Annotated in this window: 20 protein-coding genes and 1 pseudogene; 14 read left to right on the plus strand and 7 right to left on the minus strand. The window is 63.9% G+C overall.

What is annotated here, in order from left to right:
* Positions 1-63 precede the first annotated feature (63 nt).
* The 7 genes from AC1DKV_RS16540 (at position 64) to AC1DKV_RS16570 (ending at position 6,142) form a co-directional block, all read left to right on the plus strand.
* Positions 64-1,110: a LacI family DNA-binding transcriptional regulator gene (locus AC1DKV_RS16540; protein ID WP_441623348.1), complete on the plus strand. Its 1,047-nt coding sequence runs from the start codon at positions 64-66 to the stop codon at positions 1,108-1,110.
* A gap of 452 nt (positions 1,111-1,562) precedes the next feature.
* Positions 1,563-2,528 carry a Bug family tripartite tricarboxylate transporter substrate binding protein gene (locus AC1DKV_RS16545; protein WP_441623350.1) on the plus strand — a complete coding sequence of 322 codons (966 nt, stop codon included), beginning with the start codon at positions 1,563-1,565 and terminating at the stop codon, positions 2,526-2,528.
* 162 nt (positions 2,529-2,690) lie between these two features.
* On the plus strand, positions 2,691-3,215 hold the full coding sequence (locus AC1DKV_RS16550; RefSeq protein WP_441623352.1) for a cupin domain-containing protein: 525 nt from the start codon (positions 2,691-2,693) through the stop codon (positions 3,213-3,215).
* A gap of 14 nt (positions 3,216-3,229) precedes the next feature.
* Positions 3,230-3,997 (plus strand): alpha/beta fold hydrolase, encoded by a 768-nt coding sequence (locus AC1DKV_RS16555; protein WP_441623354.1) that lies wholly within the window; start codon positions 3,230-3,232, stop codon positions 3,995-3,997.
* Positions 3,994-4,806, plus strand: a complete 813-nt coding sequence (locus AC1DKV_RS16560; RefSeq protein ID WP_441623356.1) for an aspartate dehydrogenase — start codon at positions 3,994-3,996, stop codon at positions 4,804-4,806. The genes AC1DKV_RS16555 and AC1DKV_RS16560 overlap by 4 nt, the downstream gene beginning before the upstream one ends.
* Positions 4,807-4,817: 11 nt before the next feature.
* A complete protein-coding gene (locus AC1DKV_RS16565) occupies positions 4,818-5,570 on the plus strand; it encodes an SDR family oxidoreductase (protein ID WP_441623358.1) in 753 nt (250 codons plus the stop codon).
* Between the two features lie 8 nt (positions 5,571-5,578).
* The gene (locus AC1DKV_RS16570; RefSeq protein WP_441623360.1) at positions 5,579-6,142 is read left to right on the plus strand and encodes an NIPSNAP family protein; all 564 of its coding nucleotides are present in this window, start codon (positions 5,579-5,581) and stop codon (positions 6,140-6,142) included.
* Between the two features lie 262 nt (positions 6,143-6,404).
* Here AC1DKV_RS16570 and AC1DKV_RS16575 read toward each other — a convergent pair.
* Positions 6,405-6,665: pseudogene (locus AC1DKV_RS16575) on the minus strand (MFS transporter); the annotation flags it as partial.
* An 18-nt stretch (positions 6,666-6,683) separates the two neighbouring features.
* On the opposite strand from AC1DKV_RS16575, the gene AC1DKV_RS16580 reads away from it, so the two are divergent.
* Both AC1DKV_RS16580 and AC1DKV_RS16585 read left to right on the plus strand, forming a co-directional pair.
* Positions 6,684-7,409, plus strand: a complete 726-nt coding sequence (locus AC1DKV_RS16580) for an MFS transporter (protein WP_441623387.1) — start codon at positions 6,684-6,686, stop codon at positions 7,407-7,409.
* A 173-nt stretch (positions 7,410-7,582) separates the two neighbouring features.
* Positions 7,583-8,677 (plus strand): mannonate dehydratase, encoded by a 1,095-nt coding sequence (locus AC1DKV_RS16585; RefSeq protein WP_441623362.1) that lies wholly within the window; start codon positions 7,583-7,585, stop codon positions 8,675-8,677.
* Positions 8,678-8,704: 27 nt separating this feature from the next.
* Here AC1DKV_RS16585 and AC1DKV_RS16590 read toward each other — a convergent pair whose 3' ends face one another.
* Complete coding sequence (locus AC1DKV_RS16590; RefSeq protein WP_441623364.1) at positions 8,705-9,682, minus strand: LacI family DNA-binding transcriptional regulator; 978 nt, start codon at positions 9,680-9,682, stop codon at positions 8,705-8,707.
* Positions 9,683-10,067: 385 nt separating this feature from the next.
* Between AC1DKV_RS16590 and AC1DKV_RS16595 the strand changes: the two genes are divergently transcribed.
* Together AC1DKV_RS16595 and AC1DKV_RS16600 are read left to right on the plus strand one after the other, a co-directional pair.
* Positions 10,068-11,057: a Bug family tripartite tricarboxylate transporter substrate binding protein gene (locus AC1DKV_RS16595; protein WP_441623366.1), complete on the plus strand. Its 990-nt coding sequence runs from the start codon at positions 10,068-10,070 to the stop codon at positions 11,055-11,057.
* Between the two features lie 17 nt (positions 11,058-11,074).
* A complete protein-coding gene (locus tag AC1DKV_RS16600) occupies positions 11,075-12,208 on the plus strand; it encodes an L-talarate/galactarate dehydratase (protein WP_441623368.1) in 1,134 nt (377 codons plus the stop codon).
* A 93-nt stretch (positions 12,209-12,301) separates the two neighbouring features.
* Here the strand turns inward: AC1DKV_RS16600 and AC1DKV_RS16605 are convergent, their stop codons facing one another.
* Genes AC1DKV_RS16605 through AC1DKV_RS16620 form a run of 4 tightly spaced genes read right to left on the minus strand, consistent with a single transcriptional unit; the run spans position 12,302 to position 15,390 of the window.
* Positions 12,302-12,595: a Dabb family protein gene (locus AC1DKV_RS16605; RefSeq protein ID WP_441623370.1), complete on the minus strand. Its 294-nt coding sequence runs from the start codon at positions 12,593-12,595 to the stop codon at positions 12,302-12,304.
* Positions 12,589-14,088: an aldehyde dehydrogenase (NADP(+)) gene (locus AC1DKV_RS16610; protein WP_441623372.1), complete on the minus strand. Its 1,500-nt coding sequence runs from the start codon at positions 14,086-14,088 to the stop codon at positions 12,589-12,591. The genes AC1DKV_RS16605 and AC1DKV_RS16610 overlap by 7 nt, the downstream gene beginning before the upstream one ends.
* Before the next feature lie 4 nt (positions 14,089-14,092).
* On the minus strand, positions 14,093-14,542 hold the full coding sequence (locus AC1DKV_RS16615) for a nuclear transport factor 2 family protein (RefSeq protein ID WP_441623374.1): 450 nt from the start codon (positions 14,540-14,542) through the stop codon (positions 14,093-14,095).
* 26 nt (positions 14,543-14,568) lie between these two features.
* A complete protein-coding gene (locus AC1DKV_RS16620) occupies positions 14,569-15,390 on the minus strand; it encodes an RraA family protein (protein ID WP_441623375.1) in 822 nt (273 codons plus the stop codon).
* A 49-nt stretch (positions 15,391-15,439) separates the two neighbouring features.
* Here AC1DKV_RS16620 and AC1DKV_RS16625 point away from each other — a divergent pair, with 49 nt between their 5' ends.
* From AC1DKV_RS16625 to AC1DKV_RS16635, 3 genes are all read left to right on the plus strand, one after another.
* Positions 15,440-17,185: an IclR family transcriptional regulator domain-containing protein gene (locus tag AC1DKV_RS16625; RefSeq protein ID WP_441623377.1), complete on the plus strand. Its 1,746-nt coding sequence runs from the start codon at positions 15,440-15,442 to the stop codon at positions 17,183-17,185.
* 222 nt (positions 17,186-17,407) lie between these two features.
* Positions 17,408-18,586, plus strand: a complete 1,179-nt coding sequence (locus AC1DKV_RS16630) for a UxaA family hydrolase (RefSeq protein WP_441623379.1) — start codon at positions 17,408-17,410, stop codon at positions 18,584-18,586.
* A 9-nt stretch (positions 18,587-18,595) separates the two neighbouring features.
* Positions 18,596-20,197: a UxaA family hydrolase gene (locus AC1DKV_RS16635; RefSeq protein WP_441623381.1), complete on the plus strand. Its 1,602-nt coding sequence runs from the start codon at positions 18,596-18,598 to the stop codon at positions 20,195-20,197.
* A 497-nt stretch (positions 20,198-20,694) separates the two neighbouring features.
* Here the strand turns inward: AC1DKV_RS16635 and AC1DKV_RS16640 are convergent, their stop codons facing one another.
* On the minus strand, positions 20,695-21,705 hold the full coding sequence (locus AC1DKV_RS16640) for a CAP domain-containing protein (RefSeq protein WP_441623383.1): 1,011 nt from the start codon (positions 21,703-21,705) through the stop codon (positions 20,695-20,697).
* Positions 21,706-22,055: the final 350 nt, after the last annotated feature.

Here is a 22,055-nt window from a genome sequence, read left to right on the forward strand (position 1 = left end):
AGCGCGCCGTGTTCGGTCGTGGGTCCGGTATGATATGAAATCGATTACTTTCGGGGTTATCTCTTGTCGGGCAAGGATCGGATACCAAATCGTTTGGCGGATGTTGCTAAGGCTGCGGGCGTGTCTGTTGCAACCGTTTCGCGTGCATTCAACATCCCTGACGCCGTACGCGAGGATGTTCGCAAGCATGTGATCGCGGTTGCGGAAAGGCTTGGCTACGTCCCCAATCCGGCCGCGAAAGCGCTGCGCACACGTCGAAGTCATATTGTGGGCGCAGTCATCCCAACGCTTGACTATGCGATCTACGCCAGCATGATCAACGCGTTTCAGGCTGCCATGGCAGCAGAGGGCCAGATGGTCTTCATCCTGAGTGCGGGTTTCGACAATACCAAGCTCTACCAACCGGTTCGACAGCTAGTTGAGCGTGGTGCGGAAGCCTTGCTGGTTGTCGGGCGGATCGACGATCTGCAATTGGTTGAGTATCTGCTCAGTATCGACCTCCCGGTGGTCACGACCTTTTCCTTCCTGCAGGACGAACCTTTCGCTTCCATCGGATTTGACAACTACGTTTCGACACGGCGCGCGGTGGAATACTTGCTCCAGATAGGGCACCGCCATGTCGCTATGCTTTCCGGCCCGTCACAAGGAAATGATCGGCAGATAGCACGAAAAAAGGCCTTCGCCGATGCCCTTAGCGACGCTGGGCTGAAGGGTGAACCCCTCATCCTGGAGAGTCAAGGCGGCTACAGCATGGCGTTTGGATCGACTGCTACGCGCCGCCTGCTTGCCGATGCGCCAGAGACGACGGCGATCATATGCAACAGCGATGTGCTCGCATTTAGTGCTATTGCCGAGTGCCGAAAGGCAGGATACCGCGTACCCGACGACATGACGATCGTGGGTCACGATGACCTGGACTTTGCACGCTTGCTCGAACCCGCGCTAACGACGATCTCGGTTCCGGCCGAAGAAATGGGCCGCCGAAGTGCCGAGGCATTGCTGGACGCGCTTCGCCACTCGCGCAAGCCGCTGCCGTCTGAGATGCACGCCAATCTGGTGGTTCGGGAGTCCGTCGCCGCTCCTCGCTCAAAGAAGCTTTCCACCCGCTGATCCGTTGCCGGCGCCAATGACGTCGCTTGATGACTCCCACCTCGTCTCGCCCCACATGGGATTCTCTTTTTTGCACTGGTTTGGTGCTTTCCCCTATCCGATGTGACATACGCCAGATTGTGGAATGGGAAAAGCATTCTTTAAGGCGCTTTTTTTGCAATCTGACGTGGAACGCTCCTTGCCTTTCGGTCTGCGGCAGGGTTAATCCTAGGAATGTAATCCTTTACATAGATTTGCCGGGACCCTAAGATTCTGGTGGAGGAGATCTGCGGCATAGCAGGGGCCGAAGCTGCTTTTTGAGCACATCGGTTCTCCCTTATTTGTAATCGATTACATTACGGCACCTGATGAGGTCTGATTTGTGCCTAACCGGCTTCTCGTCGTGACGGAGGGTCAGTCCGTTTCCATTTCTTATGTGTGGCATCTAAATTGTCAGGAAGGAAGGTAGTCCTATGAAATCGTCTCCCCGCGCCGTTCTTTCGGCGATGCTTGCTTCGATCGCATTTCTTTCCGCCTCTGCAGGCGCGGCTGATGCTTATCCGAGCCGCCCCGTCGAACTCGTTGTTGCGTTTCAGCCGGGTGGCGGAACCGACTCGATGGCACGTGCGTTTGCAGACGCGGCAAGGAAACACTTCCCACAGCCAATCACCGTAATCAATAAACCCGGGGCGAGTGGATCCATCGGGCTCTCTTACGTCGTGAATGGGCAGGCCGATGGCTACCGTGTGGCCATGGTGTTCGCCGAGTTGCTCACGCTCCCGCTGCTGGATATTGGGAAGGTGACCTACGAAGACTTCCAGCCCATCGCCCAATTCAGTTCCGACCCGACCTCGGTTACGGTTCGAGCCGATGCACCATGGAACACCCTCGAGCAATTTGTGGCCTACGCCAAGGCAAATCCAGGCAAGGTGACCGTGTCCAACGCAGGTAATGGCTCTATCGGCCATGTCGCGGCGGCAGCGCTCGGGCAGAAGATCGGTGCGACGTTTACACACGTCCCGTATCAAGGCAATGCACCGGCGATCCTTGGCCTGCTCGGCGGGCAGGTTGAAGCGACCACCGTACCCTACGCTGAGTTGAGGCAGTATGTGGCCGCTGGAAAGCTGAAAACGTTGGCTGTCATGGCCGACAAGCGCATGCCGGAAATCCCGCAGGTGCCCACGCTGAAGGACAAAGCCATCGATCTTTCGGTTGGGGTGTGGCGGGGTATCGCCGTATCCAAGTCCACGCCACCAGACGTGGTGGCCAAGCTCCGCGCGCTCGCGGCAGATGTAGCCAGGGAGCCGTCCATGCAAGACGCGGTCAAGAACTTGCACATGACACTTGCGTATGTCGATGCGCCAGAGTTCAAGGCACTGATGTCCAAAGAGAGCGATCAGTTCAAGCGCATCTTGCCTGCTCTCGCATTGAAGCAATAGAAACCAGTCGGACCGCTGTTCGGAGGTGGTTGGCGCGCCCCCCAAATGTCGTGCTCAGCAGTCCATTCCGAACAGCCAAACGCCGATAAAAAATGTAATGGATTACATTTCCGTGAACCACGCTAGGTGGGCCACGACAAACTGTCTCTCAGGAGAAAACCGTTGACCAACACCACGAATCAGCAGCAAGCCGCCCAAGAGAAGGGGGTTGTCTACTACTTCAGCCGTCAAACCGAAGTGAGCTACTGGCAGCCGAAGCCGGCTAACGGCCATGTATCAGTAGTCGTCGCGCCAGGACTGACCAAGATGCAGCGCGATCTTGCGATGGGCACGCAAACGTTGCCGCAAGGCGGTCGCGTTCGTGAGCATGCTCACCCGGCCAATGAGGAGATCCTCCATTTCGTCTCCGGCATGGGGACGGCCATCGTCGACGGCGAAGAGTACAAACTTGAGCCCGGCGTCACGCTGTTCTTGGGCAAGCACAACTCTCACACATTCGTGAACACCGGGGACACCGATCTTCACTGGGTGTGGTTCATGACACCGAGTGGCTTGGAGACTTTCTTCCGCGAGGTGGGACGGCCGCGCGCCCATGGTGAAACCGCGCCGGAGCCGTTTGATCGCCCGGAGAACATCGCACAGATCGAAAGCGCTGGCAACGGCGTATTCGCTTACACCAAAAACTGACGTGAGGTTGGGCCTTGCTTGACGATATCTTCACGCTTGATCGGGGCGCCGGCGAGCCGGTTGTCCTGATCTCCGGACTGGGAGGCCTCGCCGCCTTCTGGAGGCCCGTGGTCGAGATCCTAGAGACCTCCCGGAGAGTGATTTCACTCGACCATCCCGGCGTCGGTAAAAGCAGGATCCAAGGCGCACCGACGATCTCCGGCATTGCGGATGCGGTGATCCGCTGCCTTGACGAGCGCGGCATCGAGCAGGCCGACATCATCGGCCATTCGACAGGATCACTGGTCGCGCAGGCCATGGCTCTGGATTTCCCGCCGCGCGTCAAGTCGATCGTGCTGAGTAGCGGTTGGGCGAAGCCGGATAAACGATTCCAGGACTTCTTTGCCTTCCGAAAGCATGTGCTGCGAGAGCTTGGCGGCGATGCGTACAACACGCTGACCAAGCTGACGGCCTATCCCTCGGAGTGGTACGGCAAGCATCTCGCAACCGAGGCTCGGCTGGACTTCCCGATGACTGCAGATGTCGATATCGACATGGTGATTGCACGGATCGACATGCTGCTTGACTACACCCGCTACAAGGAACTCGTTGCTCTGCGTGCCCCCACTCTGGTGGTGGGTGCCCAGGACGACTACATCATTCCTTTCCACCACTCGCAAGAACTCGCGCGCTTGATTCCGGGCGCCTGCCTGCAAGAGCTTGCTGGCGGGCACTTTGCTCCGGTTACCCGCACGGTGGCCTATGTGGCCATGTTGAACAAATTCTGGGAGAGCGCAGCATGAACACCACCAGCATCTCGCGAGTCGCACTCCTTGGACTCGGGGCAATCGGTAAGCGCGTCCTTGAGGCTTTGCGCAGCCGCCATCTTCCGGAAGCTAGCTTCGCCGCGATCGATCCCTCCGGTCATGCAGACGCCTTCATGCGTCTCTATGACATCTCCTTGTGCTCCGACGTTGCGTCGCTGGTTGCCTGGAAGCCGGACCTGGTTATCGAGTGCGCGGGTCATGCCGCAGTGAGCGCAGCCGTTCCTGAGTTGCTTCGGCAGGGCATACCGGTCGTCATCGCATCGATCGGTGCGCTAGCGGACGAGGGATTGCACCAGCGGCTGAGGCAGGCCGCCGAACAGGGGGAGACCAGGCTGATCCTGGTTTCCGGTGCGATTGGTGGGCTGGATGCACTCAGGTCCGCGCGCTCAGCGGGTCTGGATAGTGTGGTCTATGTAGGCCGCAAGCCGCCGCGTGCGTGGTTGGGTTCCCCCGCCGAGACGCAGTTCGATCTCAACTCGATAGCGGCACCAACCACGATCTTCCGCGGCACTGCAGCCGAGGCCTCGGCAAGCTATCCCAAAAACGCCAATGTCACCGCAGCCGTCGCCTTGTCCGGACTCGGATTCGATGCGACCCAGGTGGAACTGATCGCTGATCCCACCGTAGCCCGCAATGTCCACGAGGTGGAGGCCACAGGCCCTTTCGGCTGCATCAAGGTGCTGCTCGCAAACAACCCACTGCCCGACAACCCTCGCACCTCGTGGCTTGCTGCGCTGAGCATCGAGGAGGCCGTATTGAAACAACTGCAGCACGTCATCTTTTAAGGAAGAGCAAAATGAGAATCAAAGATAAAGTCGCCCTGATCACCGGCGCTGGAGCGGGCATCGGCGAAGCCACCGCAGAACTTTTTGCGCGCGAGGGCGCGAAGGTGATCGTTGCGGACCTGAACATTGACAATGCGCGTGCTGTTGCCGCGCGCATCGGCAAGAATGCGCTGGCTATCGAAGTCGACGTCGCGAGTAGCGAGCAAGTCAGGCAGATGATCCGACACGCTGCCGAGCATTTCGGTGGCATTGACATCCTCGTCAACAACGCAGGCTTCGGTACGCTCGGCAGTGTGGTGACGCTGGAGGAGGATGCGTGGGATAGTGTTATCGACGTCAATCTGAAGGGCGTCTATCTCTGCTCGAAGTATGCCATTCCCGAACTGGTACGTCGCGGCGGCGGGTCCATCGTGAATCTGGCCTCGACGATCTCCGTGGTGGGCATTCCCGACCGCGCGGCCTACGTGGCGGCCAAGGGTGGTGTGGCTGCCCTAACGCGTGCCATGGCCTTAGATCATTCGGCGGAAGGCATCCGCGTCAACAGCGTCGCTCCCGGTGTCATCAACTCGAGCTACTACGACAAGATGTTCAAGGAAGTTGCCGATCCGATCGCTTTCCGCAAGGGCCTCGAAGCACGGTCGCCGTTGAACAAGATGGGAGAGCCTATGGATATCGCCCAGATGATCCTCTTTCTTGCATCCGACGAGTCGAGCTTCGCCACTGGCGCGATGTTCACGGTCGACGGTGGCTATACGGCACGATAGGAAGCAACATGGTTCACGAACTCCGCGAGTACCACTTCCTACAGCCAAACTGGGACCGATACTGGGATCTATTCACTGGCGTGTGCATGCCGCTTCGTGGAACCGAGTTTGGGGTCCTTCGCGGAGCGTGGATCGAGCGCCACGAAGGTCGCGTAACGTTCCGACACCTGTGGGAGTATGCATCGCTGGATCATCGCGCTGAGCGACGCGTCGCTCTGTCTGCTAAGCCCGCCTGGCGCGAGGACTTTATCGCCAACGCCACGCGGTTGATCGACGGCCAGACATTGTCGATGCTCAGCCCAAAGCGCGTCACACTTTGCCGGAGCAACGCCGGCAGAACCGTCCAGCTCTTCAGGTTCTATTGCAAGGTTGGCGCGGTCGGCAAGCTGCTCGAGCGGCTCGAAGCCAGCGGCCCCGCTGGCTGGTCGACGTGGTCCATGGAGTTCCCGGATCCGAACGGAGTGATAGCGATTGGCGAGACCGTGTCGCCCGATGTCCCTGCGGCCATCAGCACTGGATTGGCTCGCGTAGAGGTGGCGGCGATAGAAGGGGTGAACGTACCTTCCGTGTAAAAAATGGCGGTAGCAGGGCTCGCAGCCGCCTGTGGCAAGGTGTTTCGCCGCAATGAGTCTCGCGCGATCTGTGTATATGTAAGTCCTTGATGGATCGCACTTTCCGGGACAAATCGCCAGAAAACTCACGGAAAGTACGACCCCTAGCCAGTTCGGCCATGTCGGTGGTCCCGCTTTGGTTTCAAGCGGAAGGCGTGGCGTCGGAGGCCGACATGCGATAGCCAGGGCCTGAGGAAACGGTCCCGACTGGCCCCGGTGTGGGCGCATCGGGCAGTTCCATCCGTTTGATGCGGCCAACCACGAGCCAATAGCAGAGGATGGCCACCAGCCCGTGTGCTCCCACGAAGACCAGCGCACCGCTGAATGAATGCGTCTCTGCGATGATGTAGCCGATCACGATCGGCGTCACGATGCCGGCCACGTTGCCCACGGCGTTGAACACGCCACCGGTGCTGCCGACGATACGCGCGGGCGCGGTATCGGCCACCACCGTCCACCCCAGCGAGCCGAAGCCCTTGCCGAAGACCATATCTTTACCGTGATGGGCGGCCTGGGCCTCCTGCTGGCGCTCGTCTGGATGCGCACGTATTTCTCACCGGCCGAGCATCCACGCGTCACGCGCGCCGAGATCGCCCATATCGAGGCGGGCGGCGCGCTGGTTCACCTGGGCGGCAAGCGCAAGAGCGACGCGCCACCGCCACGCCTGGCCGACATCGGCCTGCTATTCCGCAGCCGGATGCTAGTAGGCATCTTCATTGCGCAGTACTGCATCACCTCGATCACGTGGTTCTTTGTATCGTGGTTCCCAAGCTATCTGGTCAACGGACGCGGATTCTCGATCCTGCAGGCCGGTTTCGTCGCCGCAGTGCCGGCCATTTGCGGCTTTATCGGTGGGGTTTCCACGGGATTTGTGTCCGACGCGCTGCTACGCCGCACCGGTTCGTTGACGCTGGCGCGCAAGCTGCCTATCACGATCGGGCTGCTGCTCAGCGCCAGCATGATCGCCTGCAATTATGTGGACACCGACTGGCTCGTGATTGCCCTGATGAGCCTGGCGTTCCTTTGCCATATGGGGGCCAGCCACCGAGAGCGTGGCGCGGTCGCCTGTGCTCAGTGCCAACACGATGGTGATCAGGGCCAGGGTGATATAGCGATAAGAGCCGGCCTTGGGGGCGGCTGGGTCATGTATGCCGGACATGCAGCGTCTCCGAATAATGTATTGCCCCGGTCCGAATCGACGTCGCGGGGCTGCTTGGGCGAATCGTAGTGAACACGTACACATACCGAAAGCCCGTTGGGACGACGCTTCGGCATGGCGTCCCAGAGCGTGGGACAAACCGGCGCAACAACCCGCTTCGCAACGCATTGCAACTTGCCCCGGAATCCCGCCGCGACAACAATGAACACGTGTTCATTTCTCGAGTATGGCGGAGGCAATACATGTATATCAGCGAACAGTTGTTGAATCCGGACGAGCGCCGCTTGCGGCTCTCCACGCAACTGGGTGTGGAAAGCGTGGTCCTGGACAATCGCGGCACGGAACTGGTCTCGGCGACGGGCGGCGTGTCTGCCTGGGATACAGGCAAGCTGGTCGCGTATCGGCGCTGGGTGGAAGGCTTCGGCCTAAAGCTCGACGTGTTCGCGCTCGATGTCGGGTCGATCCTGCTTGATTCGCTGGTCGATCTCGGCAGCGCCCGCCGGCAGCGCGACATGCTGGCACAGAACATCCAGAAGGCGGCCGATGCGGGCATCACCTGCCTCAAGTACAACGTCCAGATGGTGGGGATCACGCGCACCGGACTGAAACCCGGCCGCGGTGGCGCGCAGAATTCGGGCTTCGTGTATGCCGAGTACTCGCCCGAGGACGACCGCAAGCATTCCTACTGGGGCGTCGGCTATCCCACCAACCAGGAAGAGGGTGGCGCGCAGAGCGCGATGCTGTGCGGCCAGAAGATGGCGCGCGACGTGCCGGCCGTGACCGAGCAGGCCGGCTGGGACGCGATCGAGTTCCTGGTGGAAGGGCTGGTGCCCGCTGCGGACCGCGCCGGCGTGCGGCTGGCCTGCCATCCGCACGATCCCGCCTATCCGGTGGGTGGGCTCAATGGCATCGAGCACGTGGTCGGCTCGGCCGACGGCATCCGCCGCTTCCTGGCGCTCAGTGACAGCCCGAACCACGGGCTCAACTTCTGCCAGGGCACGGTGGCCGAGATGTTCACCGAGCCCGGCAAGGCGATGATTCCGGTCATCGAGGAATTCGCAGCGACGGGACGCATCTTCATGGTCCACTTCCGCAATATCCGCGGCGGCTATCTCGACTTCCAGGAGGTCTTCCCCGACGAAGGCGATGTGGACATGTTCGAGGCCATCAAGGCGTACCAGCGCGGCGGCTATGCCGGCCCGCTGTGTCCCGACCACGTGCCGGTTTCCGATCTGGACGAGAACCGCGAACGCTTCATGTCCTTTGCGCTTGGCTATACGCGCGGCCTAGTGCAGGCGGCGGGAGCGTGGTCGACGGCCCCGGCACGGCAGGCCTGACACAGGCATGCGCGTCCCGGCGCGCCGTCAACTGCTTTCACGTGCGACTACGCTGAAACCGAGGTCCGCCACCGGCGGCAGGGCGTCGCCACCGTCGACAAGACGGGACAGCAGCATGCGGGCGGCCTGCTTGCCCATCTCGCGCGCCTGCACGCGCACGCTGGACAATGCGGGTTGGCTGGCTGAAGCAATCGCCAGATCGGAGAAGCCCACCACGGCCATACGCTGCGGCACGGCCCACCCCTCCTGACGGCAGGCGAGCAGGGCGCCCACGCCCAGCGTATCGTTGCTGCAGTACACGGCCTGGAGATGTGGCGCGCGTGCCATCAGTACGCGCATCATCCGCGCACCGTCCTCGATGGAGGACGGCGGCGCGACCACCTCGGTCTCGATCGCCGGCAATCCCAGCCGTGCCACCTCTTCGCGGAAACCTGCCAGCCGCTTGGCGGCGCGGTGTTCATGCGCGCCGAGGAAGCCCAGATGGCGATAGCCGCGCTGCGCCAGATGCCGCGCCACGGCGCCACCCGCGCCCTCGTTCGAAAAGCCGGCCACCATGTCGATCGGATCGTCGGTCAGGTCCCAGGTCTCGACCACGGGCTTGCCGAAGGCGCGCAGCTTGCGCCGGATCGCGCCGCCATGCTCGACGCCCGTCAGCACCAGTCCATCGACCTGCCGACCGATGAAGGTATCGATCAACGCCTCCTCGCCGGTCTCCAGATAGCGCGATTGCCCCAGGAGTAGCTGGTAACCACCCGATTCAAGGATTTCGCCCAGGCCATCCATCGTCTCTGCGAACCAGGCATTCGACAGCGTGGGCACGATGGCGCCGACGATGCGCGAGCGGCGCGTCGCCAGGCTCCCCGCATTGAGGTTGGGCACGTAGCCAAGCGCTGCGATGGCGGCCTGCACCAGCGCCAGTGTCTGCGGCGACACCAGCTCCGGGTGGCTGATAGCGCGTGACACCGTGACACGCGAGACACCGGCCACGCGCGCCACGTCGATCATCTTGCTGCTGTTTCCGGGGTGCGACGAATCAGAGGACATCGTTAAGGAAGGGTCAGTGCGCGGAAATGTGCGCCAAACATCGGCCGCCGCCGGGGCTGGCCGCATTCCGTCCCAAGCCGTGGGACGTGCCTCGCGCCGTGCCATGGAGCGGCTTGTATTGTCAGTGAGCTTCTCGAAGAATGGAAGCAAGTCAAAGCCGCCGGGCAGGCTGGCCCGGCGATCACCGCGACAACACCACACACCGCGCATGACATCCGCATCCACGATCCAGCCGGCGCGTCATCGATCGGCGCCGGCAACGGCGCCCAGCTAGCGGCACACGCTTTCGACATCGGGCCCGCCACATCCCATTCCAAGAACGGGCCTTCCACAATCAGGAGACAACATGCTGCACCGCAGAAGCTTTCTTGCGGCGTGCACGGCTGCGGCCGTCGCCACGCTCTGCACACCGTTTGCCGGACTGGCCCAGGGGTCGGACAACTGGCCGTCCCGGCCCGTGCGCATCATCGTGCCGTTCCCCGCGGGTGGCACCAGCGACATCATGGGGCGCCTGATTGCCGACCAGCTTGGCAAGGTGCTGAAGCAACCGTTCATTGTCGAGAACAAGGGTGGTGCCGGCGGCGTGATCGGCGCGGAGCAGGCGGCGAAGGCGTCAGCGGACGGCTACACGCTGCTGCTGTCGGGTATCGGCAGCAATGCCATTGCGCATGGCATGTCGCCTCGGCCGAACTACGACTCGTCGAAGGATTTCATCCATATCTCACAGCTTGAATCGGGCCCGAACGTACTGGTGGTCAATCCATCCTTCCCGGCGAAGACATTCAAGGAGTTCGTCGCCTATGTGAAGGCGAATCCAGGCAAGGTCAACTACGGCGTGACGAACGCTTCGTCGGGGCACCTGGCGATGGAGTTGCTGCGCCAGACGGCGAAGCTGGACATGGTGGGCGTGCCGTATCGCGGAGGTGGGCCCGCGCTGACCGACGTGCTGGCCGGGCAGATCCCGACGATGTTCGTCAACCAGGATGCCGTGCTGCCCTACGTGAAGGCCGGCAAGCTGCGCGCGCTTGCCGTGACCAGCGAGCAGCGCAATCCGCTGTTCCCGGATGTCCCGACCGTTGCGGAGTCCGGCTACCCCGGTTACTCGGCGGTGTCGTGGGTGGGCCTGTCCGCACCAAAGGGCACGCCGAAGCCGATCGTCGACAAGCTTGAAGCCGCCATGATGACGGCATTCAAACAAGCCGCCGCGCGCGAAAAACTGGAAGCCAACGGCTTCGTCGTGGTGGCGTCGAACTCGCATGACTACACGACTTTCGTCAAGACCGAAACCGACCGCTGGGCCAAGGTGATCCAGGGCGCAGGTATCAAGGCCGAATAACTCCTCATCCAACCATCATGACGACTTCAGACCGTATCGAATCCATTGACCTCTCGCTGGTCATCCTGCCGCTGGCCGCACCCATCAGCGACGCCAAGGTGCTGACGGGCCGCCAGCGGCCGCTGACTGAGATCGCGTTCATCTTTGCCGAGATCTTCACAAAGGACGGCCACTCGGGCACCGGCTTCGGCTACTCCAAGCGGGCGGGCGGCCCCGGCATGTTCGCGCATGCCAGGGAGCTGGCCGGCGAGCTGATCGGCGAGGATCCCAACGATATCGGCCGCCTGTTCAACAAGCTGTTGTGGGCCGGCGCATCGATGGGGCGCAGCGGCATGACCACGCAGGCCATTGCCCCGTTCGACGTGGCGCTGTGGGACCTGAAAGCCCGCCGCGCCGGACTGCCATTGGCCAAGCTGCTGGGCGCGCACCGCGATTCGGTGCAGTGCTACAACACGTCGGGTGGCTACCTGTCGATGCCGCTCGACCAGGTGCTCAAGAACATCGACAAGTCGCGCGAGAACGGCATCGGCGGCATCAAGATCAAGGTTGGCCAGCCTGATACCGCCGAAGACCTGCGGCGCGTGAAGGCCGTGCGCGAACATCTGGGCGACGCCTTTCCGTTCATGGTGGACGCCAATCAGCAGTGGGACCGTGCCACGGCACAACGCATGGGTCGTACCCTGGAGGCCTACGACCTGGTATGGATCGAGGAGCCGCTCGATGCGTACGACACCGAAGGCCACGCCGCGCTGGCCGCATCGCTCGACACCCCCATTGCCACTGGCGAAATGCTGACCAGTTTCGGCGAGCACGCGCAACTGATCACGGCGGGTGCGTGCGATTTCGTGCAGCCTGACGCACCGCGTGTAGGTGGCATCACGCCGTTCCTGCAGATCATGCAGCTTGCCGATTTCAAGGGGCTGCGGCTGGCGCCGCATTTCGCGATGGAGATCCATCTGCATCTGGCGGCCGCCTATCCGCGCGAACCGTGGCTTGAACATTTCGAATGGCTGGAGCCGATGTTCAACGAGCGCCTGCAATTGCGCGACGGGCGCATGGTGGTACCCGATCGTCCAGGTCTTGGCTTCAGCCTGAGCGAACAGGCCCGGCGCTGGACGAAGGATACGGCGAGCTTCGGCAAGCGGCCCTGAAGCGGGGCCCTGAAGCAGAAAGGGGCGCCTGATTGTCAGGCGCCCCTTTTCTTGCACAGGCCACGCGCTTGCACGGCAGCCTGCCGGGTGGGCCTACAGCGTGTAGTCCACGGCGGCCCACTCGAAGTACGGCTTCAGGTCTGCCACGAGCGCCTGGTGCAACGGGTGGAACAGATAGGCGTCGAGCGCGGCTGCATTGGCCACCTCCGATTCCAGCACGTAGTCCCAGCAGATCGGCCGGTCCATCTCGTTGCGCGCAAAATGCCACGAAGTGATGGCTGGAATCCCGGCGCCAAGGGCCGCCATGCGCGCCGCAAGCGCGGCCTCGCGCGGGGCGTCTGGCGCCACATCGGATTTGCGCCGGAACAGGACGATGTGTCTCAGCATGGCACCCCCTTGCGGTCGATCAGCCAGGCTGGCGCATCCTGCAGCGCAACGGGACGCAGGAAGCGGTCGAGGGCGGCGTAGCCCACCGACGTGGTAGCCGGTGCCGTCGACGCGGGGAACGGGCCGCCATGGTGCTGCGCGGCGGTCACGGCAACACCCGTCGGCACGCCTGCAAACAGTACGCGCCCCGCCACCTGGGAAGCGGCGCGAACCAGGGCAAGCGTTGCGGCATCGGGTGCGCCCGTGCCGGCGTCGACACCCCATAGCGTCACCGTGAGTGATCCGCCTACCGCACGCAGCATGTCGATGACCTGCGACGGCGCATCGGTGCGGACCACCAGCGCCGCCGCGCCGAATACTTCCTCATGCAAGCCAGTATTGGCGATGAAGGTTGCGGCGTCGGTTTGCGCCAGATACGGGCGCGGCGTGGCATCGGCATTGGCCACATCCGCCACCAGCGGACGGACGCCCGCCGCCTGGCCCCAGCGCGCGGTACCCTTGTCGAACGCGTGACGGATACCCGGCGTCAGCATGGCATGCGGGGTCAGGCCGGCAAGCTGCGTGGCGAGCGCGTCGACGAACGCGTCGCCAGCCGCATCCTTCGGCACGAGGATCACCCCGGGGCTCGTGCAGAACTGGCCGCTGCCCTGGCAGATGGACCCGGCAAGCGTCTGCGCCAGTTCCGTGGCATCGCCGCGCAACGCCGGCGGCAACACGATCACCGGGTTCACTGATCCCAGTTCGCCGAAGAACGGAATCGGTCGCGGCCGCTGCGCCGCGATCCTGGCCAGCGCCGTGCCGCCCACGAACGAACCGGTAAATGCCACGGCGGCAATGGCGTCTGCCTGTACGAGCTGGACGCCCGTGGCGATGGCCGCGCCTTCCACAAAGCCGATCAACCCGGCAGGCAGCTTCTGGTTGGCCATTACCTCCCGCGCGAGCGCCGCGGTCTGCCGCGACAATTCCGGATGGGCGGGATGGGCCTTGACTACCACGGGGCAACCGGCGGCCAGTGCAGACGCCGTGTCGCCGCCGAGCACCGAGAACGCAAACGGGAAATTGCTGGCCGCGAACATCGCCACGGGACCGAGCGGCACGCGGACGCGCGTCAGGCGAGGGCGGCCGGCAGGCGGTGCGCCAGCGACGGCCGCATCGTCCTGAACCGCAAACACGGCGCCTTGTTCGGCCACGTCGGCAAATCCACGCAACTGAAATGCCGTGCGATCGAGTTCGCCATTGAGCCGCGCCGTACCAAGCGCGGTTTCTCGGTCGGCCAGCGGGATAAGGCGCTCGCGTCCGGCCTCCAGTGCTTCGGCAAGGCCGCGCAGCAGACGCGCCCGTGTGGCGCCGGTGCTCGCTGCCCAGTCGGCGGACGCCGCGGATGCCGCAGCCACTGTGGCCGCGATCTGTGCGGGCGTCGATGCCGGCCATGCTTGGCCTGACGGCTGGCCCGTGCGGGCATCGATCGATTGCAGGGTTGGGGTATCGGTCACGCGCTTACTCGCTCTTCAGGTGATAGCCGCGCGCGGCATAGTCAAAGGCCACCAGCTCGTTGATGGTCGCGGTCTTGTCGGCTGGAGACGCGTAGTAGGCGCGGATCTCCTTGATCTTGCCGGTGGCGGGATCGAAGTCGTACCACTCGGCGCCGCGCAGGGCGGTGCCACTCTTGTTCTTCCAGTGCGTCCATTCGATCATCGCCTCGGGCTTGTCGTGGCTGATCAGGATGCGTTCGATGGTCCATTGCGAGCCGAGCGTCTCGACGCACCAGATCCATTTCCTTGCGATGGTGTCGGCCGAGCGCCAGGGCACCTCGGGCAGCCCGGCCGGGAAGTAATGCACCGCGTCGGGTGTGAAGCAGTCCACCAGCCCCCGGTAGTCGGCGGCGTTGCAGGCGTCGAAGTAGCGGCGGATCAGGGCGTCGTAGTAGTCGGGCGTGAATGTCGTCATGCGGAATTCCTTGGCAGTGGCGGGATTCAGCGGGCGCCGCCGGCGGCCGCAATCGGGGTGACGGGCGCGATCCGCGGCCGGCCGGCGGCCACCCATTCGCGATGCTGGGCGCGTGTGGCTTCACAGGGCGGGTACAGCCCCCACAACGCCTCGCCGGCCTGCACGCGCAGCGCCAGGTAGGCCTCGATGTCGTCGCGCCGTTCGCAGAGATCAGCCATTTCCTCGGCCAGATGGGCGGGCACGACGGTAATGTTGTCGCCGTCGCCGTGGATCACGTCACCGGGATAGATGGCCACGCCGGCGCAACCGATGGGCACCTGCAGGTCCGCCACGTGGTGATACGACAACCGCGTGGTGGCCGTGACGCCGGTGCTCCAGATCGGAAAGTCCATCTGGGACAGCTCGACGCCGTCGCGGAACGTGCCGTCGGTAATCACGCCACGTGCACCGCGCATCATCATCCGCGTGATCAGCATGTTGCCCATCGAGGCGGCGCGTCCGTCGCGGTTGCTGTCGATCACCAGCACATGGCCGGCTTCGATCTGCTCGACGCCGACCCATTGCAGATTGTCGGCCGACGGTTCGGTGGTCAGGTTGCCGTAGACGTCGATGTCTTCGCGCGCGGGGATGAATCGCATCGTGTACGCGCGGCCCGCAAACGGCTTGATCTTCGTGTTCAGCGGCTTCAGGCCATGCAATACGGGCTGGCGGAAGCCCTTGATGTAGAGCTGGGTCGTGAGCGATCCACTGGTCACCTTCGCCAGGCGGTCCAGTACGGAATCCGGCACATAGGGGGCCGGAGCCCGTTGCGGAATGGTGGTGAGCGGCGGCGGGGTGACGACGTGCATGCTGTGTCTCGCTGAATGAAAGTGTTGGGTGTGCTCTGATTTGTCCCATATGCTGGGACAGCTGCAGCCAGCGTGGATCGTGTGCGTCGCGCCGCTGCCTTGCAGGCATCCTAGTCAGCTTTCGGCGGTTTTAGAATGGCCGCAGGCTGGCGCCGACGGCGAATCGGCGGCCGATTTCCAAATACTGAGACAAACCGCTATGTCCGCGAATCCTGGTGACGGTACCGGCGCAATCGAGAAGGCCATCGATGTACTCGAGGCCGTTGGCGCGGCCCCCGACGGGCTGAGCCAGACTGAGTTGACCGAGCAACTGTCGCTGCCCCGCACGACGATCTATCGCCTGCTGGCCACGCTGGTGGCGCGCGGCATGCTACGTCGTGATCCCGCGCGCAAGGTCTACCGGCTGGGCTTTCGTTGCTTCGAGATGGCGCGGCAGGCCTACACGATGCCCGACCTGGTGGCGGCCGCGGCCAATGAGATGCGTGGTCTGCGCGACCTGACCGGCGAGACGTGCTACCTGGCGACGCTGGACGGACTTGAGGTGATTTCCCTGGAGCGCTGCGACGGCGCGCATAGCGAGCGCTCGGCGGCAGCGCTGGGCCAGCGCAAGCCGTTGCACTGCACCAGCCAGGGCAAGGCGATCCTGTCGGCGATGAACGGCGCCGCGCGTGACAACATCGTGCGGGAACTGACGCTCAAGCCACTGACGCCGCTGACGATCACGGACCGGCGTCGCCTGAACGCCGAACTGAACATCACGGCCGCACGCGGCTATGCCATCGACGACGAGGAGATCGTGCTGGGCGTGCGGTGTGTCGGCGCGCCGATCGTCGACAGCCAGGGCGCGGTGCGCGGGGCGATCAGCGTGGCCGGGCCGGCGTACCGGCTGACGCGCGAGCGGCTGGAACTGCTGGGTCCGGAGATCGCCGAGGCCGCGCGGCGCGTGGGCGCGGAAATCGGGGCACTCAAGCCCATTGCACCCGGCAGCGCCGTGCAGGCGGTGCCGGGGCCATGGGCGTTTCAGGGCGCGTATCCGTTCTGGGACGCGGATGCGAACCGCCTGCGGTGGGCCGATGTGCTCGCGCCGGCGGTACGCTGCCTCGATGTGGCCCCCGACGGCACCATGCAGCATCGGGTGCTGGTGCGCGTCGAGGCGCCGATTCGGGCGATGCAGCCGATGGGCGATGCGCTGCTTGTGGTGCACGACAACGGCGTGGCAATCGTGGGCGCGGATGGCAGCATACGGCCGGCCGACGCCTGGCAAGGAGCGGCGTCTGGCGTGCGGGCGCTGTGCGCGGACAAGGACGGCACACTGTGGGTGGCGGTGCCTGTGTCAGCCGGTGGCTGTCAGGTTGGCGCGTGGCGCGAGGGCGAAGCGTGGCAGCTCCAATGGAACATCGCCGAACCCGTGCAAGCGTTGCGCTGGTCCGCCGATGGCGGCCACCTGTATGCCACGACGCCGGGCTCTGGCTCGATTCTCGTACTGGATCCAGAGAGCCGGGCAGTGCGCCGGCTGGCCACGGTACCCAAAGGCGCGGGCAGGCCACATGGCCTGGCCATCGACGACGGCGGCGGTATCTGGACGGCGCTGTGCGACGGCTGGAGCGTGATGCGGTTCCTGCCCGATGGCACGCTGGACCGGGTGGTCGGCATGCCGGTGCCGTGTCCGTCGGACGTCTGCGTGGGCGGGGCGCAGGGCGACCGCCTGTTCATCACGTCGTCGCGGCAGCAGGTGCCGCTTGATGTGCTGGGCAAGGCAGCGTTGTCGGGGTGCCTGTTCGAACTGCACCTGTAGCGGCACGTGGCCTGCGAGGCCGATCCTCAACAATCGCCCGGATTTTCCACATGCTGGAACTGGCTGGGTATCGTGCACGGGAACGGCGCATCCGACGATTCCGTAACGGGGCGCTGGTCTATAGCATGTGAGACATACCTCGGGCACTGAGCCGGGGGTTGCCATCCGCAATGACAAAGTCCAGGACGTGGGACGACCTGGCTATACCGGAGACCCCAGTCCATGGCCAATGCTGCAAACACATCGGCGCTCCAGTTCCAGGGATACGTACGCGGCGACGGTCGCGTGGCCACCCGAAACTACCTGGGCGTGCTGATCGTCGGCAACTGCGCGGCGACAGCGGCCCGCAAGGTGGCGGACCATTTCACGGCCGAACGACTGGCCGCCTATCCCAACGTGGACGGCGTCGTGCCGTTCATCCACGAGCTCGGATGCGGCATGGAAAAGAGCGGCGAGCCGATGGACCTGCTGCGCCGCACGCTGGGCGGCAGCATCCGCAACCCGAACGTGGCCGGCGCCGTGGTGCTGGCCCTGGGGTGCGACCGCAACAACATCTACGCGTTCCTGGAGCAGGAGGAACTGGTGGAAGGGCCCATGTTGCACTCGGTGGTGCTGCAGGAGGTGGGCGGCACCACCAATTCGATCGAGGCCGGCGTGAAGGCCATCGAAGCCATGCTGCCGGCAGCCAACCAGTTCGCGCGCCAGACGGTGTCGGCCGCACACCTGACGGTCGGCCTGCAGGGCGAAGCGCTCGATGCCGAAGCGTCGCGTGTCCAGGCCGCCATCGGCGCGGCCGCTGATCAACTGGTCGCGGCCGGCGGCACGGTTATCGTTTCCGACACTGCCGCCACGGGTGCCGGGCTGGCGCAGCGGGCCAGGACCGATGCGCTGAAGCAGGAAGTCGAACAGACCATCGTCTGGTGGCGCGCCTACACGGCCGGCCGTGACACCGTAAAGCCTGCCGAGGCTACGCCCGGCGTGCCCGCGTGGTATGGCGCCGGTGCGCTGGACGCCGCTGTCCGGTACGCCGAGCCGCTCGCCGACGGCCAGCACGGCCTGGTGCTGATGGATTCACCCAGTCATGAGGCGGTGTGCGCCAGCGGCCAGGTGGCCTCGGGCGCAACGCTGCTGTGCGTGGCCCGGCCTGAAGCCACCGGCTTCGGCGCCGCCGCCGTGCCGACCGTAAACGTCGCCGTGAGTGCCACGCAGTTTGCCGAATACGAAGACGACCTTGATATCGATGGGTCGCAACTGGTGGCCGAAGGTGCCAGTGCCGAGCAGGCCGGCTTGCGGCTGCTGCAGCAGTGGCTCGCGTATGCATCGGGACAGCAAGCGCAGAGCGAATACTTTGGCACCGGCGAATCGAAATTCATGCCCTGGTCGATCGGCGTCTTTGCATAAGGAATTCCCATGAACAAAGTCACTGTAGAACCGAAGCCGCTCCGCATTCCGCCGGCCGCCAAGCCGTCCGCCGATGTGCTGCGCAACCCGTTTATCCGGCTGGATCCGAAAGACAACGTCGTGGTGGCACGCGTCGAGGTGGAGGCCGGCACGCTGGTGCCCAACGAAGGCGGCGGCACGGCGCTGCTCACGCTGGAAAAGGTGCCGGCCGGGCACAAGGTGACTACGCGTGCCATCCAGCGCGGCGAGCCGATCCTCAAGTACAACACGGTGATCGGCTTCGCACGCGAGGATCTGCCCGCCGGCACCTGGGCACACAGCCACAATATCGTGTTCGACGATGTGGTGAAGGACTATCGCCATGGCCTGGACTACGTGCCGACCCGCATCCTGCCGCCGGAGCAGCGCGCCCGCTTCATGGGCATCGTGCGGCCGGACGGCCGTGTTGCCACGCGCAACGTCGTCGGAATCTTCGCGATCAGCCATCGCGCGGGGGCGGTGGTGCGCAAGATCGCCTCGGCATTCCGGCCGGAAGCCATCGCCGGATACGCGAACGTTGACGCCGTAGCGGGCTTTGCGCATGACCAGGGCGCCGGCATGGAACTGAGCGGCGAGCCAATGGCGATGCTGCGGCGTACGCTGGGCGGCACGATCCGCAACGTCAACACGGCAGCGGCGCTGGTGGTGGCCTATGGCGAGGAAGAGAACGAACTGCTGGCCTTCCTGCAGGATCAGGGCCTGGCGCCTGGCCCCACGCTGCGCACGCTGGTCATCCGCGAGGCGGGCGGCAGCCGCAAGGCCGTCGATGCCGGCGTGGCCATCGTCCGCGAGCTGCTGCCCGAGGCCAACCGCGTGCACCGGGAGCCGGTCTCGGCCGAGCATATTTCGATCGGCCTGCAGTGCGGCGGCTCGGACGGGTTCTCGGGACTGTCGGCCAACCCGGCGCTGGGACGCGCCATGGAACTGCTGATCGAGAACGGCGGTACGGCGATCCTCTCGGAGACGTCGGAAATCTTTGGCGTCGAGCACACGCTGACCGCGCGCGCCCGCACGCCCGAAGTCGGCCAGAAGCTGGTGGCGCGCATCGACTGGTGGCTACGCTACAACGCCGGCCGCGATACGCAGATCAACGGCCAGGTCAGCCCGGGCAACAATGCAGGCGGGCTGGCCAACGTGCTCGAAAAATCGCTGGGCGGCGCCAAGAAGGGCGGCAATGCCCCGTTGATGGAGGTGTACGAGTACGCCGAGCGCGTCACGCAGCATGGCCTGGTCTTCATGGATACGCCGGGCTACGACCCGGTGTCCGCCACCGGCCAGATTGCAGGCGGCGCGAACCTGATCTGCTTCACCACGGGCCGGGGCTCGTGCTTTGGCTCCTTGCCGGCGCCGACCATCAAGCTGGCGAGCAATACGCCGATGTACGTGCGGATGGAGGCGGACATGGACATCAACTGCGGCCCGATCATCGACGGGGACGCCACGCTCGAGCAGATGGGCCGCGAGATCTTCGCGCGCATTCTGGACCACGCGTCGGGCACCAAGACCAAGAGCGAGGCGCTTGGGGTGGGCGAGCACGAGTTTGTGCCCTGGCCCGTTGGGGTCACGGTCTGACGCCTGGGTGCAGGGTTCACCCGCGCGAGACGCAGAATAGGCGGCCCGCGGCCGGGACGGAGCGCAGCACACCGGGCGCTACCGACTGCCGGGCGCTGGTGACGTGGAGCTTCTCGCCCGTTTCTCGGCCGGTGGCGACGCTCATTGGGGGGTGCGCCGGCAACGGATCAATGCAGCCGTCGGCCAACGGTTCCGCATCCAATTCGCCCGACAAGCCTTTGCTTGACCGGCCACCGCACGGAACATATCCGCCGGACTCCACATACAAGCCCTTCAGCAAGGTCGTTGCGATGCCGCAAAGTGTGGTGCGAACGCGTGAACTTGTGCGGATGGGGGCGTCATCCATTGCCTGATGAATGCCGGCGTTTTGTTTGTCCGGCGATTCTATGGCGCGGGTCTGACAATCCCAACGGTGTTCCATCAGGTGAAACGCTGGCACACGTGCGCGTGCCGTCGGTGGTATCGGTTATGGCCTGCCTAGACGCGGAAGAGGCTGATCAGTACGCCGTAAAACGCCAGGACTTGTAGATCGCCACATCATTTCGCGAGCCTGCGAAAGTTGCTGTGTATGTGCCGGCAGCGATGGGCTGCGTGGGGAGCAGGAACACTACCCCTCGAAACAAGCTCGTGTCCTCGACAGCCGAAGCCACCGAGCCAGCCTTGGATTCGGCAGGCACGAGTATGCGAGCCGGTACGCGACTGCCGCCAGGCCCCGTCAGGATGAAGTTCGAGACCTTCAGCACGTCAGATGGCTTTTCAACATTGACGCGAAACATGATCGGGGGACCGGCTCTGGCCAGATCGGGCGCTGGATTCGGGATCTCGTTGCCAGGAATGAACAAGCCGTGGACGTTGGCATTGTCGGCCGGGTAGTGGGCGCCAGTGCCGGGAGGCAGTTGTTGGCCGCCCCATTGGGCGAGGCCATAGCCACCGGTTCCGGCTGCGGTCACCACACCAAAGTTCGTCACGCAGTAATTGTCATGCATGGCAATGCCGATGGTCTCCTGATTGCTGGTAATCCCTTGCAAGTGGTAAACCGAGTTCGCCATCGTGGCAAGACAGCGACCAATCTCGCCGTTGTAAGCATTCTGTCCAACCCATTGCTTGTGCCAGCCGCCCACGGTGAGTACTTGCTGGTACGGATCGGGACTGGTGAAACCAGGATTCCCGGGGATCTCCGTGTGGCTCATCACCGCGTTGAGCTTCATATACTCCAGGTGGTTCTCGGCCGCGGCGTCCAGGGCGGCGTCTTGCCGCAACGCGCCTACACCCATTGCGATGCGCAGGGAGTTGAGCGCATTGAAGAATTCGAGGCGCGGGTCGGTTCTGGAGTAAGTGGATGTGAGCGCGATCGCAGTCGAAGCAGAAGACGACGATTCCTTCCTGATGGTCGGTGTGCGTGGCAGGTTTGAAGCGATCGTTGGAGGGGTGGCGCCAGCGCTACCTATGCTGGCGCAGACCGCGACGAAGGTAGACATCGCGGCAATTGCGAAGAGGCTCTGTTTCACGTTTTTCCGGTTATTTTAGGTCTGTACAAGCGGGGCTAAGGATCCGCGGGTGACCCTGGTAAATCCGCTTCCGGAGACTTAACGCGATACTGGGAAGATTCGTGCACAGGTGCATGCGCGCCTGGCGCGACTAGCCGGGGGCGTGGGTAGGGCGCGCCGTCGGCGCCCATGCAGATGCAAGAACCTAGAGACTGTCCAGGTACCCCCGGAGAGGGATCTGAGTATTAGTGTTTGACACGTAACGCACCCGGATGCAGTAGCACCAGGATCCGATAGGGGCCGGCGAGTCACGCAGGCGCACTACAAGCGTTTCGCGTGCTCGAGGGAGTGGACCCCAACCACCCCACGCA

This window comes from Cupriavidus sp. 05T41 (genome assembly GCF_056396525.1).

Bases quoted from the DNA above. Each gene is read 5' to 3' on its own strand.
- AC1DKV_RS16545 (WP_441623350.1), top strand. From the start codon at position 1,563: ATGAAATCGTCTCCCCGCGCCGTTCTTTCGGCGATGCTTGCTTCGATC.
- AC1DKV_RS16560 (WP_441623356.1), top strand. From the start codon at position 3,994: ATGAACACCACCAGCATCTCGCGAGTCGCACTCCTTGGACTCGGGGCA.
- AC1DKV_RS16565 (WP_441623358.1), top strand. From the start codon at position 4,818: ATGAGAATCAAAGATAAAGTCGCCCTGATCACCGGCGCTGGAGCGGGC.
- AC1DKV_RS16570 (WP_441623360.1), top strand. From the start codon at position 5,579: ATGGTTCACGAACTCCGCGAGTACCACTTCCTACAGCCAAACTGGGAC.
- AC1DKV_RS16580 (WP_441623387.1), top strand. From the start codon at position 6,684: ATGGGCGGCCTGGGCCTCCTGCTGGCGCTCGTCTGGATGCGCACGTAT.
- AC1DKV_RS16585 (WP_441623362.1), top strand. From the start codon at position 7,583: ATGTATATCAGCGAACAGTTGTTGAATCCGGACGAGCGCCGCTTGCGG.
- AC1DKV_RS16590 (WP_441623364.1), bottom strand. From the start codon at position 9,682: ATGATCGACGTGGCGCGCGTGGCCGGTGTCTCGCGTGTCACGGTGTCA.
- AC1DKV_RS16595 (WP_441623366.1), top strand. From the start codon at position 10,068: ATGCTGCACCGCAGAAGCTTTCTTGCGGCGTGCACGGCTGCGGCCGTC.
- AC1DKV_RS16600 (WP_441623368.1), top strand. From the start codon at position 11,075: ATGACGACTTCAGACCGTATCGAATCCATTGACCTCTCGCTGGTCATC.
- AC1DKV_RS16605 (WP_441623370.1), bottom strand. From the start codon at position 12,595: ATGCTGAGACACATCGTCCTGTTCCGGCGCAAATCCGATGTGGCGCCA.
- AC1DKV_RS16615 (WP_441623374.1), bottom strand. From the start codon at position 14,542: ATGACGACATTCACGCCCGACTACTACGACGCCCTGATCCGCCGCTAC.
- AC1DKV_RS16620 (WP_441623375.1), bottom strand. From the start codon at position 15,390: ATGCACGTCGTCACCCCGCCGCCGCTCACCACCATTCCGCAACGGGCT.
- AC1DKV_RS16625 (WP_441623377.1), top strand. From the start codon at position 15,440: ATGCTGGGACAGCTGCAGCCAGCGTGGATCGTGTGCGTCGCGCCGCTG.
- AC1DKV_RS16630 (WP_441623379.1), top strand. From the start codon at position 17,408: ATGGCCAATGCTGCAAACACATCGGCGCTCCAGTTCCAGGGATACGTA.
- AC1DKV_RS16635 (WP_441623381.1), top strand. From the start codon at position 18,596: ATGAACAAAGTCACTGTAGAACCGAAGCCGCTCCGCATTCCGCCGGCC.